This is a genomic window from Hallella multisaccharivorax DSM 17128 (assembly GCF_000218235.1).
In the GTDB taxonomy this organism is placed as follows: Bacteria; Bacteroidota; Bacteroidia; order Bacteroidales; family Bacteroidaceae; genus Prevotella; species Prevotella multisaccharivorax.
In genome coordinates, this window is record NZ_GL945017.1 from 2,136,037 (window position 1) to 2,150,320 (window position 14,284).

Genomic DNA, 14,284 nt, shown 5'->3' on the forward strand with positions numbered 1-14,284 from the left:
TATACTTCCTCGCTATCTGTTAAATTGAAATACAATCCTCTCCAAGTTGCAATCTATAGAGAAGCGAGTTCAGGACCTTACGGACGGATGAGAATAGCCACAGGAAACGCAACGAAGAGTGTCAGGCGAAGGATATACACGACTTGAAGACTGAGAACAAGCGCCTTAAGAATGAGAATGAGAGACTAAAGGCCTTTCGCAGAGATGCTATACCTATGCGCTCTCCGAAGGCCTCTCCAAAACACTCTGCGGTTCAAAAGCACCACCTCAGCGACTCAACAATCTTAGCGGCTCTGCGTAAGATTGGACAGCTATCATCATTATTATGCAACTGGATCTCGCCCAGCTGAATAGTTACTAAGCGGCTGTATTCTCAGGTAAAAAATAAGGGCAGCCACAAGAACTACCCTATTTTTATGAGCATAAAACACGCTTAGTCGAGCCACTTCACATAGCAGAAGTCCTGCCGATGAGGCAAGTTCGTGTTCTTTGGGAACATGCGGACACAAGTCTTAAAGGTACCAGCATGCTCAGGCTCCACCTCTAATTCGAACCTGAAGTTGTTGCCTTCATGTCCCACCATCTTGAACTCGTCAACCCTATAGATTCTACGGTCGCTGGGATCGGTGTCGGGCTTCAGAATGACAAGCTCAAGGCCGACAGCATTACTCAACCCCTGCTCGTCGATGACATAGCTCAGCTTATACTTCTTACCGGTCTGCCTCTCCTCATAGAGCGGTGCCTCATCCTTGCTCACCACACGGATGCTATCCCAACGCTCTGCCACATTTTCTTTCCATTGGGCAATCTCTTTAGCAAGACGGTTGTCGTGAGCCTGCAATTTGGCGCTACGCGCTGCTTCCTTATCGTAGAACTTGCTGTAGTAATCGTCAAGCTGACGCTTCATTGTATAGTGAGGAGCGATAGTTGCAATAGAGTTCTTGATGACTTTGATCCAATTCTCACTATAGCCCTTCTTATTTTTAGCATAGTAAAGAGGCACAATCTCATTCTCTAAAAGGGAATAAATAGTAGCAGCGTCAAGGGAATCCTGGTAACCTTGATTCTGATAAGTGCGCTCCTGGGGAAGAGCCCAGCCGGCACCCTGTCGATAGCCCTCAACCCACCAGCCATCAAGAACAGAAAGATTGACAACACCATTCATCTCAGCCTTCTCACCAGAAGTACCAGATGCTTCCAGCGGACGTGTCGGAGTATTCATCCAGATGTCCACGCCTGAGACGAGACGACGCGCAAGCTGCATGTCGTAGTCCTCGAGAAAAATAATCTTTCCAAGGAACTCCGGCCGCTGACTGATCTCGAAAATTCTCTTGATTAGCCCCTGCCCTGCTCCATCAGCCGGATGCGCCTTACCTGAGAAGAAGAAAAGCACGGGATGCTCTGGATCATTAACGATCTTACTCAGACGATCAAGATCGGTGAATAGTAGGTGTGCACGCTTATAGGTAGCAAAACGACGGCAGAAACCAATCATCAACGCATTGGGATTAATACGCTCTAAAAGAGATACGACACGTGCGGGATCACCTTGATTACGAAGCCACTGTTTGGTGAACTTGTCGCGGATATACTTGATGAGCTTTTCCTTTAGAGTCATGCGAGTTGCCCAAATCTCATCATCAGGGACATTGTAGATAGCGTGCCAGATCTGCTCATTACTTTGATCACTCAAGAAAGAAGGATCAAAATATTTGTCATAAACCTTACGCCACTCAGTTGCGCACCATGTCGGGAAATGCACGCCATTGGTTACATAGCCCACATGATTCTCCTCTGGATAATAACCCTTCCAAATGGGGGCAAACATTTTCTGGCTCACCCAGCCATGAAGCTTAGACACGCCATTGACCTCCTGGCAAGTGTTACACGCAAAGATACTCATACAGAAACGCTCATTGTGGTCATCGGGATTCTCACGGCCCATACCGATGAACTCGTCCCAGCTAATGCCAAGACGTGCAGGATAGCCTCCCATATATTTGCCAAACAGACCCTCGTCGAAGTAGTCATGACCTGCAGGAACCGGAGTATGAACCGTGTAGAGTGAAGAGGCACGAACGAGCTCCAAAGCCTGATTGAACGTAAGGCCACTATCCACATAGTCGACCAGACGCTGTAGATTACAAAGAGCAGCATGACCTTCATTGCAGTGATAGAGCCGCTTCTTGATACCGAGCTTCTTAAGCATCAACACGCCGCCCATTCCAAGAAGGATCTCCTGCTTGAGACGGTTCTCCCAGTCACCACCATACAGGCTGTGAGTAATGGGCTTGTCAAACTGAGAGTTCATATCGTTATCGGTATCAAGGAGATACAACTTAATACGACCCACATTGACCTGCCAGACGAGGGCATGAACCTGATAGTTCATATAAGGTACGTCGACAACTACCTGATTGCCGTTCTCATCAAGAACACGCTCTATCGGCAAAGAGTTGAAATCTTGAGCGTCGTATTTGGCAATCTGCTGGCCGTCCATATTAAGACTCTGCGTAAAGTAGCCAAAACGATAAAGAAAGCCAATACCACACATATCGACATTGCTGTCTGATGCTTCTTTCATATAGTCTCCGGCAAGCATACCAAGACCACCAGAGTAAATTTTCAGCACTTGATCCAAGCCATATTCCATCGAGAAGTAAGCCACAGAAGGGCGGCTGCTGTCTGGCTTGACATCCATGTATTTGCGGAACTTGGCATAGATGTCCTTTACTTTCTTCATTATTGTCTTGTCCTTAACAATAGCCTCCTTGCGGTCATATCCCAGCCTATCAAGAAGCAGAACGGGATTATGTCCCACTTCCTCATAGAGATCTTCGTCAAGACTCTTAAAGACTTTACGGGCCTCATAGTTCCACGCCCACCACATATTGTGGGCAAGCTCGTTAAGGCACTCAAGTTGCTCTGGAAGGCTCGACTTGATATTGAGCTCTTTCCACTGAGGGGCATTGGTGTAATCAGCTTTGATTTTCATATTGTGAATATTTAAACTATTAATCAATTGAATGTAATTTCAAAAGAATATCAATCTTTGGATATACGCTCTGAAACCTTATGCAAAGCAAAGTCATAAGCTTCCTTATAGTATTTAATAAAATGAGGCCACAATGCTTTACGGGAGAGCTTCTCGGCATTGGAACATGCTGACTTTATGCCAGCCGCGTCCATCTGGGAAAACTCAAGGATCGTCTCTTCAATGGCATTGGCCACATCAGCATAGTTGGCATCAGTCCTATGAACAACCTTTACGCCGTCTACAAGCTCGCCATAATGGCCAAGTTCTGAGTTTGCCCAAAGACCAAAGCCGGCAAGGTCAGTAGTCACGCAAGGTACCTTAAAGGCGATGGACTCCAAAGGAGTATATCCCCAGGGCTCATAGTAAGATGGAAACACACACAGATCGTTACCAAGGAGGACATCATAATAGCTGAGATTGACAATACCATCATTGCCTGTCAAATAGCAAGGAATAAAGAAGATTTTCACTTTTTCACCCAAACCATTAGCCATGCCCAAGCTATGGAACTTGCAAAGTGCATTGTCTGTATCCATATTATGAAGCCAATGAGTCACAACCGGATCTTCAAGTGGAGTACTATCATTAAATGTCTGCTTCAGACGTTGCTGAAGGTCTTTTCGAGGTTCAGACACCCATGCTGGGACATCTATAAAAGCAACTACATTCTTCTTCAACCTCGAATCATGACGTAAGATGTTTATGGCATCAATAAAAACATCGATACCTTTATTACGAAATTCATACCTCCCGCTTGTAGAAACGATAAGTGTATTGTCATCAAATCGCTCACCTGTCAATGCATTGGCGATTGAGATAAGTTTCTCACGCGCAGCCTTCCGCTTCCGTTTGAAAGTCACTCCTTTAGAGACAAAATCATTTTCAAAGCCATTAGGTAAAACCACATCCACAGGTTTATCCAATAACTGCTTGCACTCCCTGGCCGTGATCTCACTGACTGTTGTAAAGCAATCTACATATTTGGCTGTTTGATGCTCAATGGAATGCTTGCTTTGCATGTTGAGCTCCGCTGCCATCTGTGTACCGTTATAGCCCGATAAATAATCGTATAGAGGCTTGTTGTTCCCAGCTATGCTCCTTCCAATACTCGTGGCGTGAGTGGTGAAAATCGTGGCTATCTCAGGAACATGCTTATGAATGTATAGAAGTCCTAAACCGGTCATCCATTCATTTCCATGGTAGACGACTTTCTTTTCTGGAGCAATATTATAATAATAGAAACTCTGAACAACGAGAGCCGCTGCATAGGAGAACATTGAAGCTTCGTCATAATCCCCATACGCATGAAGACTATCCACGCCAAAATCTTCCCACAACTGACCGTATATTGTGTTTTTGATCTTATAATAGGAATCAAAGTCCACTAAGATAGCTATAGGGGATCCTGGTATATTCCAACGCCCAATCTTCAGGGACAAACCTTCTGATGATGCTTTTGCATGCCAATCAGAAAACAATGTCTCATCCTCCCTAAAATAGGGGCACACACGGTCACGCCAACAGTCAGGACCAATAAAGATTAGATTATCACCAAGCATTTTTACCAATGTCCGGGCACGAGTGGATAAAACTGCATAAATACCTCCAACTTTATTACAGACTTCCCAACTTGACTCAAGAATATAATCGGGAAACAATCCTTTACTTGTCATATCTATTGTATATTCCCGCCAAAGTTACTATAAAAAAGATAAAATACAAACTCAATCAAACATTATTTGTGGAAAAACACGCTTTTCTTGATGCAAACGTTTACCTTTGCAGAAAATATATAAGATGATAATGAAAAAAACTCTTTTCTTTTTAATTATTGCACTTTTCTCAATGAGTATCAGTGCACAAGAGAATTCCTTGGCAAAAGATTCAACAATGTTTAAAGGCTATCTTTACAATCAAAAATATAATGTCTACATAATCTTAGACTTATATCATAAGAATGTTACAGTTCCACAACAAGAAATATATGGAGTATTACCAGGCTATTTCGGCGACAAGCAAGATGGAAGGAAATGGCTTTTTACCAATGCAACCATAAAAGGCAAAACCGCAGAATTACAAATTATAAACGATTATGGCAGTGAGGACCTAACCGCAACGCTCACTGCCATAAATGATTCCACTTACATCCTAAAACAAATTAACGGAAGTACGATAAAAATCGCGAGAAATAGGAAATGGGTAAAAATGCCTAAAGAACTTAATTTCATTAAGCGCTAGATTATCTTGTACCTTTAAGTAAAGACATTACCTTGTCAAAATAACGTTGCGTTCGTTCCATACTGTAATGCATACCGCCATTCCAAGAGCGAATAGCCTGCTCTATATCATGCATTGGATTAAACCAAGATTGGATTAAAAGGAACATCTCAATAGATTTCTGCCTACTAAACCTGTCTGAAAGCTTATATCGTCTCTTTAACTTCCTACGTCTAAGGATATTATTGCATTCAGCAACAAGAACTGGAGTTATCTGTAATACGCCCACCGAAGCACCATATGTGGCATTGGAATTGCCATTACTCTCAACCTTAATAAGCGCCTCTATAACAGGCTTCCATTCATCATCTGAATCTGGCAAGGAAACATTCTCCGAAGTATTTCCCGCATGGGAGGGTAAAACAACTAAACTGAAAACAATAGAAAAAAAGAATCTAATAAATATCTTCATTACAAATTGATTATAAGGATTATTCGTCAAATCAAAACCAGTGATGTGACAGTCCTTCATTTTCGCATTTGCAAAGGTAATAAAAAAATATGAGAGACAAGAACAAACTGCCACTCCTTTTACGATAATTAGGAAAAAAGAGAATGAGTTTCGTACGAAAAGAGCCCAGTGAACATTTCTGTCCTCTGGGCTCTTATGAAAGGAGGCGGCTGCCTACTCTCCCGCATTGCATTGCAGTACCATCGGCGCAAGCGGGCTTAACTTCTCTGTTCGGAATGGGAAGAGGTGGGACACCGCCGCAATAACCACCTGATGTGTCTTACGCCATCGCTGACGTGTGTAAGGTGACATAATCGGCAAGCAAAACTGTACCGTCACACAGGGATGCGGCCTGAAGGCCGCTCCGTATACCGGGACTCTGCGCCCACGGAAACATACAAACATACAGTTGAAAACATGAGCCCGATTCGAAAGACATCGGGCTATTAGTACGGCTCGGCTTTGACATCGCTGTCTTTACACCTGCCGCCTATCAACGTCGTCGTCTGCGACGACCCTCTATGGAGCTCTCATCTCGCGGTGGGCTTCGCGCTTAGATGCTTTCAGCGCTTATCCCATCCGGACGCAGATACCCTGCCATGCCCCCTTGGCGGCACAACAAGTAAAACCGGAGGTCCGTCCGTCACGGTCCTCTCGTACTAGTGACGGAACCACTCAAAACTCCTGCGCCCACGATAGATAGAGACCGAACTGTCTCACGACGTTCTGAACCCAGCTCGCGTGCCACTTTAATGGGCGAACAGCCCAACCCTTGGGACCTTCTCCCAGCCCCAGGATGTGACGAGCCGACATCGAGGTGCCAAACCACCCCGTCGATATGAGCTCTTGGGGGGGATCAGCCTGTTATCCCCGGAGTACCTTTTATCCTTTGAGCGACGGAGTTTCCATACACGTCCGCCGGATCACTATGCCCCAGTTTCCTGCCTGATCGGCTCGTCTGCCTCCCAGTCAGGCGCCCTTATGCCATTACACTCCTTAAAACCGGTTACCAATCGGTCTGAGGGCACCTTTGGAAGCCTCCGTTACGCTTTTGGAGGCGACCACCCCAGTCAAACTACCCACCAAGCAGTGTCCGCACTTCAAGCGCGTTAGACCTCAGACAGCCAAAGGGCCGTATTTCAAGGATGGCTCCAAAACCACTCGCGTGGCTCTTTCTCAGCCTCCGGCCTATCCTACACATCGGATGACCAAGGTCAGTGCTAAGCTATAGTAAAGGTTCACGGGGTCTTTTCGTCCCATCGCGGGTAATCGGCATCTTCACCGATACTACAATTTCACTGAGATCATGGTTGAGACAGCGTCCGGATCATTACACCATTCGTGCAGGTCGGAACTTACCCGACGAGGAATTTCGCTACCTTAGGACCGTTATAGTTACGGCCGCCGTTTACCGGGGCTTCAATTCAAACCTTCACCTGACAAAGCAGGATGAGCTCTCCTCTTAACCTTCCGGCACCGGGCAGGTGTCAGGCTGTATACTTCATCTTACGAGTTCGCACAGCCCTGTGTTTTGGTAAACAGTTGCCTGGACCTATTCTCTGCGCCTCATATCGCTATGAGGACCCTTTATCCCGAAGTTACAGGGTCAGTTTGCCTAGTTCCTTAACCATGAATCTCTCAACGCCTCAGTATGCTCTACCCGTCTACCTGTGTCGGTTTGCGGTACGGGTTGTCCTACGGTTAAGCTTAGCGGATTTTCTCGGGAGTCTGATTACCGGCGCTATTGGATTCCACCGAAGAGGAATCCATACTATCAAGTTCGGCTCAAAGTCCGGATTTGCCTGGACCTCTCATCACCTACACTCTTCAACGGGGACTTCCGTCGCCCCGCGGCCGTGCCGACTGCTCCGTCTCCACTTCGCCCGTAAGACAAGTGACGGAATATTAACCGTCTCTGCCATCGGATGCGCCCTTAGGCTTATCCTTAGGACCCGACTTACCCCGGGATGACCAGCATTGCCCGGGAAACCTTAGACTTGCGGCGGGGGCGAATCTCACGCCCCTTAGCGTTACTTATACCTACATTTGCGTTTCCAATGTCTCCAGGATCGCTCACGCACACCATTCGACAACATTGGAATGCTCCCCTACCGATACTTTTATTATTTGCTATCCCGCGCCTTCGGCGTCCCGCTTACACCCGATTATTATCCATGCCCTGACCCTCGACCAGTGAGCTGTTACGCACTCCTTGAAGGAATGGCTGCTTCCAAGCCAACTTCCTGGCTGTCACCGGGACTGGACTTCGTTAGACTGACTCGGCGGAAACTTCGGGGCCTTAGACGGCGGTCCGGATTCTTCTCCTCTCGGGGACGGACCTTAGCACCCGCCCCCTTACTGCATGGATGCAGAAACAAAGCATTCGGAGTTCGGAAGGACTTGACAGGCGGTGAAGCCCTCGCGTCCTATCGGTCGCTCTACCTCTTTGTCTTATCTCCACACGCGGCACCTAAATGCCTTTCGGGGAGTACGAGCTATCTCCAAGTTTGATTGGCCTTTCACTCCTACACACACCTCATCCAGAAGCTTTTCAACGCTTATTGGTGCGGACCTCCATCAGGTGTTACCCTGACTTCATCCTGGACATGTGTAGATCACTTGGTTTCGCGTCTACCACCTCCAACTTAACGCACGATAGGTGCGCCCTGGCTAAAAATAAGCCAAAACCGCCCTCTTCAGGCTCGCTTTCACTACGGATGCGTGTCTCATGACACTTATCCTCGCTGGAGACGGTAACTCGTAGGTTCATTATGCAAAAGGCACGCCGTCACTGCTAATGCAGCTCCGACCGCTTGTAGGCGGATGGGTTCAGGATCTCTTTCAACCTTCTTCATCGAAGCGCTTTTCACCTTTCCCTCACGGTACTGGTTCACTATCGGTCTCATTCGAGTATTTAGCCTTGCCGGATGGTCCCGGCAGATTCACGCAGAATTCCTCGTGCTCCGCGTTACTCAGGATACCGCTATGCCTCCCTTAAGCTTCGGATACAGGATTATCACCTTCTATGACGCCGCTTTCCAGCAGCTTCTCCTCACCCTTAGAGTACAATGGCGCGGTCCTACTACCCCCAATGATGCGGTGACACATCACCGGTTTGGGCTCTTCCCCGCTCGCTCGCCACTACTGGGGGAATCATTAACTTATTTTCTCTTCCTGGAGGTACTAAGATGTTTCAGTTCCCTCCGTTAGCCCCGGTCCTATAACGACCGGTAAGTCCGAAAACTTGGGTTGTCCCATTCGGATATCCGCGGGTCAATGGTCATTTGCACCTCACCGCGGCTTATCGCAGCTTATCACGTCCTTCTTCGCCTGAATGAGCCTAGGCATCCACCATCCGCCCTTTCTTACTTTCCGAGTCATCTTCCGTCCCATTTGCTGAGACTTTCCAGATGCCGCTCATACTTTCAGCTGTATTGTCTACAGATTAAGTCTCTGTGAAACTTTTTATTCATGCAGGCAGTTACAATGTAACTGCGTACACAACTACTACAGTTTTGCTTGTGTCAATATGTCAAAGATCTGTCTCAAGGTAAAAGCAAGGCACAAAAGAACTCACGTCCTCACTGCTCTCACTCTCCCTCAACGTGGAGAATAACGGATTCGAACCGTTGACCCCCTGCTTGCAAAGCAGGTGCTCTAGCCAGCTGAGCTAATCCCCCGTAGGGAATGAAATAAAGAGTAGTCCCAGGCAGACTTGAACTGCCGACCTCCACATTATCAGTGTGGCGCTCTAACCAACTGAGCTATAGGACTGTCATGCAATTCGCATTGCCGCTCTTCTAAATCATTTAAAACAGATAACGTAGACAAGAAGCTCCAGGGAAAGGAAACATTCCTGCTTCAAAAAAAAAGCGTCGCTCCAGAAAGGAGGTGTTCCAGCCGCACCTTCCGGTACGGCTACCTTGTTACGACTTAGCCCCCAATTACCCAAGTTTTTGCCCTAGGCCGATCCTTGCGGTCACGGACTTCAGGCACCCCCCGGCTTTCATGGCTTGACGGGCGGTGTGTACAAGGCCCGGGAACGTATTCACCGCGCCATGGCTGATGCGCGATTACTAGCGAATCCAGCTTCGTGGGGTCGGGTTGCAGACCCCAGTCCGAACTGAGGGCGGATTTAATGATTCGGGATACCTTGCGGTAACCCTGCTCGCTGTACCACCCATTGTAACACGTGTGTAGCCCCGGACGTAAGGGCCGTGCTGATTTGACGTCATCCCCACCTTCCTCACACCTTACGGCGGCAGTATCTCCAGAGGGCCCAGCACTACCTGATGGCAACTGAAGAAAAGGGTTGCGCTCGTTATGGCACTTAAGCCGACACCTCACGGCACGAGCTGACGACAACCATGCAGCACCTTCACTGAAGCCCCGAAGGGCAGCTCCATCTCTGAAGCCTTCCTCAGCAATTCAAGCCCGGGTAAGGTTCCTCGCGTATCATCGAATTAAACCACATGTTCCTCCGCTTGTGCGGGCCCCCGTCAATTCCTTTGAGTTTCACCGTTGCCGGCGTACTCCCCAGGTGGGATGCTTAACGTTTTCACTTGGCCACATACCCTAAAGGGGCATATAGCGGGCATCCAGCGTTTACCGTGCGGACTACCAGGGTATCTAATCCTGTTCGATACCCGCACTTTCGAGCATGAGCGTCAGTAGCGCTCCCGTCAGCTGCCTTCGCAATCGGAGTTCTTCGCCATATCTAAGCATTTCACCGCTACACGGCAAATTCCACCAACGTCGTGCGTACTCAAGTCAAACAGTTCGCGCTGCAGTGCGGATGTTGAGCAACCGCATTTCACAACACGCTTATCTGACAGCCTGCGCTCCCTTTAAACCCAATAAATCCGGATAACACCAGAACCTTCCGTATTACCGCGGCTGCTGGCACGGAATTAGCCGGTCCTTATTCATGCGGTAACTGCAAAAACATACACGTATGCTCCTTTATACCCGCATAAAAGCAGTTTACAACCCATAGGGCCGTCATCCTGCACGCTACTTGGCTGGTTCAGGCTCTCGCCCATTGACCAATATTCCTCACTGCTGCCTCCCGTAGGAGTCTGGACCGTGTCTCAGTTCCAATGTGGGGGACTTTCCTCTCAGAACCCCTACTGATCGATGACTTGGTGGGCCGTTGCCCCGCCAACTATCTAATCAGACGCATCCCCATCCTAAGGCGATAAATCTTTGCTCCTCTTCAGATGACCTCATAGGAGCACATAAGGTATTAGACCACATTTCTGCGGATTATCCCTTACCTCAGGCCAGGTTGGATACGCGTTACTCACCCGTGCGCCGGTCGACGACAGCAGAAGCAAGCTCCCGCTTCGTTTCCCCTCGACTTGCATGTGTTAGGCCTGTAGCTAGCGTTCATCCTGAGCCAGGATCAAACTCTCCATTGTAAAATTGTCTATAATGTGTAATGTGATCGAAAACACACTACCGTTAGTCTGCTCAGGACGCTTATCCTTTATTGAAGTCGGAAGTAACTAATCAAAATTGATCGGTTCGTTTCTTTTACCCAAGTCATACACAACACCTTCTATATTGCTATATAGCTATATATAATAATGTGTACAACTCGCTTCTTGTACTACTTCTCTGTCTATGTAAATCTTCTCAAAGAACTCTTATCTTTTGTTGCCAACCGGCGTATTTCCGGAAAGCGAGTGCAAAGGTATAGACTTTTACAATACCTGCCAAATATTTCTCCAACTTTTTTTGCAAAATTGTTAGATAATTGATTTATATCAAGGATAGAGATGGCTTTGAAAGGGGGATGGGGTTAATGGGGTTAATGGGATTAATGGGGTTAATGGGATTAATGGGGTTAATGGGATTAATGGGATTGATGGGAATATTCTGGGGAAAAAAGAAGAAGGCACAATGCTGAACGGGCACTGCCATTACAATGAAATGGTGATGCGATTAAACCGTAATCGCGATGCGATCTCACTGTAATGGGACGGCCATCTCACTGTAATGGCGGCGCAATCGTTGCTGCTTCCGTCGTGCGACAACTGCTTGACGATTGTGCGACAATTGCTTGACGATTGTACGACAGCTGCTTGACGATCGTGCGACAGCTGCTTAACGATCGCATGACAATCATTATAGAACGGAGAACGCATTATCTATCCTGAAAAACATCCCGAAATATTATACTAATAAAATAATGACGTTTCAGCCATCAGATTAAATATTATATAAAAAACCAACCTGAAGGGCCTGTATTACAGAAATATATCGTACTTTTGCACGCGATTTAGATAAACTAATTTGTAGCATGGTTAAAATCACATTTCCTGACAGCTCTGTGCGTGAATACGAGAACGGAGTGACAGGACTTCAAATCGCAGAGAGCATCTCACCTGCTCTCGCCCGTGACGTTGTATCTTGCGGGATCAATGGTGAGACCACAGAGCTCAACCGCCCCATCAACAATGATGCCACCATCGAGTTGTATAAGTTTGATGATGACGAGGGCAAGCATACTTTTTGGCATACTTCTGCGCACTTGCTTGCAGAGGCACTGCAGGAACTCTACCCCGGTATTCAATTCGGCTTCGGCCCTGCCATCGAAACCGGTTTCTTCTACGACGTAATGCCTCCTAAGGGCACAACGATCTCTGAAAATGACTTCCCGAAGATCGAGGCTAAGATGAAAGAGCTTGCCAAGAAAAACGAGTCGGTCATCCGCCGTGAAGTTTCCAAAGCCGAAGCCGTGAAAGAGTTCGAGGCAATGGGGCAACAATATAAAGTGGAGCACATCAGCCAGGACTTAGAGGACGGTACCATCACCACATATACACAGGGCAACTTCACCGACCTTTGTAAAGGTCCGCACTTGCTGTCGACAGGTGCCATCAAGGCCATCAAGATCACGAGTGTCGCCGGAGCTTTCTGGCGTGGGGATGCTAAGCGCGAGCAGATGACCCGCATCTACGGTGTGACCTTCCCTAAGAAGAAGATGCTTGACGAGTATCTCGTCATGCTGGAAGAGGCCAAGCGCCGCGACCACCGCAAGATTGGCAAGGAGATGGAGCTCTTCATGTTCTCTGAGCGTGTGGGTAAAGGTCTGCCTATCTGGCTTCCGAAAGGCACACAGCTGCGCCTGCGCCTGCAGGAAGTGCTGCGCCACGTGCTCAAGCCCTATCACTATCAAGAAGTGATCACGCCGGGTATTGGCTCAAAGAACCTCTATGTCACCTCCGGTCACTATGCTCACTACGGCAAAGACTCTTTCCAGCCTATTCATACCCCGGAGCCCGATGAAGAGTATATGCTCAAGCCAATGAACTGTCCCCACCACTGCGAGGTGTATGCTCGCAAGCCGCGTTCCTATAAGGATCTGCCCCTTCGCGTGGCTGAATTCGGAACCGTGTTCCGCTACGAGAAGAGTGGTGAGCTGCACGGTCTGACTCGCGTGCGTAATTTCACACAGGACGATGCCCACATCTTTGTGCAACCCGATCAAGTGAAGTCCGAGTTTGAGAGTATTATCGACATCATCCTCAAGGTGTTCAAGATCTTCGGCTTCAACAACTACGATGCCCAGATATCTCTCCGCGACCCGAAGGACACCGACAAATATATCGGATCAGATGAGATTTGGGAGGAAAGTGAAAATGCTATCCGTGAGGCCTGCAAGGAGAAAGGGCTCCATGCACACGAAGAGACCGGCGAGGCAGCTTTCTACGGTCCAAAGCTCGACTTTATGGTTAAGGATGCCATCGGTCGTAAATGGCAGCTCGGCACCATACAAGTAGACTACAACCTTCCTGAGCGCTTTAAACTGGAATATACGGCCGAAGACAACTCGAAGAAGACTCCTGTGATGATTCATCGTGCGCCCTTCGGCTCGCTGGAGCGCTTCACTGCCGTGCTTATTGAGCACACCGCCGGACACTTCCCCTTATGGCTTGCACCCGATCAAGTGGCTATTCTGCCAATCTCGGAGAAATTCAACGACTACGCCCAAAAGGTTCAGGAATATCTTGACTCGCAGAATGTGCGCGGCTATATCGATGACCGCAACGAGAAGATCGGCCGCAAGATTCGTGACAATGAGCTCAAGCGTGTGCCCTATATGCTGGTGGTCGGAGAAAAAGAGGCTGCCGCCGGTCTCGTCTCAATGCGCAAGCAGGGTGGCGGTGAGCAAGCCCAGATGAAGATGGAAGAGTTTGCACAGCGTGTAAACGACGAAGTGAAAGATCAGCTTAAGGTTCTCGACGAGTAATCGCTGAAAGAGGATCAAAAGCCTATCAAGATAAATGATGAGGGGGGATGCGTCCGTCGACGAGGCATCCCCCTTTCTAACTGAAACTGAGACATGAAACAAGATCTATATATGCTCATTGCCGTATTTGCAGTGCTCATGGTCGTCCTTGTATGGCTTGGCGTAAAGATGATCATGGACATTAGGCGACATAACCGCCGTCGCAAAATCCGCCGACAGGAATGGATCTCACGCATCAACGCACGGAAAAACGACGAATGAA

At 47.9% G+C, this 14,284-nt stretch carries 7 protein-coding genes, 2 tRNA genes and 3 rRNA genes; 4 read left to right on the top strand and 8 right to left on the bottom strand.

Annotated features, from left to right (window positions below; all coding sequences use genetic code 11):
- Nucleotides 1-433: 433 nt before the first annotated feature.
- Both glgP and PREMU_RS09225 read right to left on the bottom strand, forming a co-directional pair.
- Nucleotides 434-2,995 (bottom strand): alpha-glucan family phosphorylase, encoded by a 2,562-nt coding sequence (gene glgP, locus PREMU_RS09220; RefSeq protein WP_007574765.1) that lies wholly within the window; start codon nt 2,993-2,995, stop codon nt 434-436.
- Nucleotides 2,996-3,045: 50 nt separating this feature from the next.
- Nucleotides 3,046-4,710: a glycosyltransferase gene (locus PREMU_RS09225; RefSeq protein WP_007574766.1), complete on the bottom strand. Its 1,665-nt coding sequence runs from the start codon at nt 4,708-4,710 to the stop codon at nt 3,046-3,048.
- A gap of 130 nt (nt 4,711-4,840) precedes the next feature.
- On the opposite strand from PREMU_RS09225, the gene PREMU_RS09230 reads away from it, so the two are divergent.
- Nucleotides 4,841-5,275: a hypothetical protein gene (locus PREMU_RS09230; protein WP_007574767.1), complete on the top strand. Its 435-nt coding sequence runs from the start codon at nt 4,841-4,843 to the stop codon at nt 5,273-5,275.
- Between the two features lies 1 nt (nt 5,276).
- Here the strand turns inward: PREMU_RS09230 and PREMU_RS09235 are convergent, their stop codons facing one another.
- From PREMU_RS09235 to PREMU_RS09260, 6 genes are all read right to left on the bottom strand, one after another.
- Entirely contained in the window at nt 5,277-5,726 is a 450-nt protein-coding gene (locus tag PREMU_RS09235) for a lysozyme family protein (RefSeq protein ID WP_040558861.1), read from the bottom strand.
- A gap of 200 nt (nt 5,727-5,926) precedes the next feature.
- Nucleotides 5,927-6,039: ribosomal RNA gene (rrf, locus tag PREMU_RS09240) — 5S ribosomal RNA — on the bottom strand.
- A 152-nt stretch (nt 6,040-6,191) separates the two neighbouring features.
- Nucleotides 6,192-9,141, bottom strand: a 23S ribosomal RNA gene (locus tag PREMU_RS09245).
- Nucleotides 9,142-9,371: 230 nt separating this feature from the next.
- Nucleotides 9,372-9,445 (bottom strand) — tRNA-Ala (locus tag PREMU_RS09250).
- 20 nt (nt 9,446-9,465) lie between these two features.
- Nucleotides 9,466-9,539: transfer RNA gene (locus PREMU_RS09255), tRNA-Ile, on the bottom strand.
- A gap of 110 nt (nt 9,540-9,649) precedes the next feature.
- A 16S ribosomal RNA gene (locus tag PREMU_RS09260) occupies nt 9,650-11,185 on the bottom strand.
- The 16S, 23S and 5S rRNA genes sit together here with 2 tRNA genes alongside, the layout of an rRNA operon.
- A gap of 338 nt (nt 11,186-11,523) precedes the next feature.
- On the opposite strand from PREMU_RS09260, the gene PREMU_RS15280 reads away from it, so the two are divergent.
- From PREMU_RS15280 to PREMU_RS15055, 3 genes are all read left to right on the top strand, one after another.
- The gene (locus tag PREMU_RS15280; RefSeq protein ID WP_169311308.1) at nt 11,524-11,676 is read left to right on the top strand and encodes a hypothetical protein; all 153 of its coding nucleotides are present in this window, start codon (nt 11,524-11,526) and stop codon (nt 11,674-11,676) included.
- A gap of 393 nt (nt 11,677-12,069) precedes the next feature.
- Entirely contained in the window at nt 12,070-14,022 is a 1,953-nt protein-coding gene (gene thrS, locus PREMU_RS09265; protein WP_007574769.1) for a threonine--tRNA ligase, read from the top strand.
- Between the two features lie 93 nt (nt 14,023-14,115).
- Nucleotides 14,116-14,283 carry a hypothetical protein gene (locus tag PREMU_RS15055; RefSeq protein ID WP_156803991.1) on the top strand — a complete coding sequence of 56 codons (168 nt, stop codon included), beginning with the start codon at nt 14,116-14,118 and terminating at the stop codon, nt 14,281-14,283.
- Nucleotide 14,284 lies beyond the last annotated feature (1 nt).

Bases quoted from the DNA above. Each gene is read 5' to 3' on its own strand.
- glgP (WP_007574765.1), bottom strand. From the start codon at position 2,995: ATGAAAATCAAAGCTGATTACACCAATGCCCCTCAGTGGAAAGAGCTC.
- PREMU_RS09225 (WP_007574766.1), bottom strand. From the start codon at position 4,710: ATGACAAGTAAAGGATTGTTTCCCGATTATATTCTTGAGTCAAGTTGG.
- PREMU_RS09230 (WP_007574767.1), top strand. From the start codon at position 4,841: ATGAAAAAAACTCTTTTCTTTTTAATTATTGCACTTTTCTCAATGAGT.
- PREMU_RS09235 (WP_040558861.1), bottom strand. From the start codon at position 5,726: ATGAAGATATTTATTAGATTCTTTTTTTCTATTGTTTTCAGTTTAGTT.
- thrS (WP_007574769.1), top strand. From the start codon at position 12,070: ATGGTTAAAATCACATTTCCTGACAGCTCTGTGCGTGAATACGAGAAC.
- PREMU_RS15055 (WP_156803991.1), top strand. From the start codon at position 14,116: ATGAAACAAGATCTATATATGCTCATTGCCGTATTTGCAGTGCTCATG.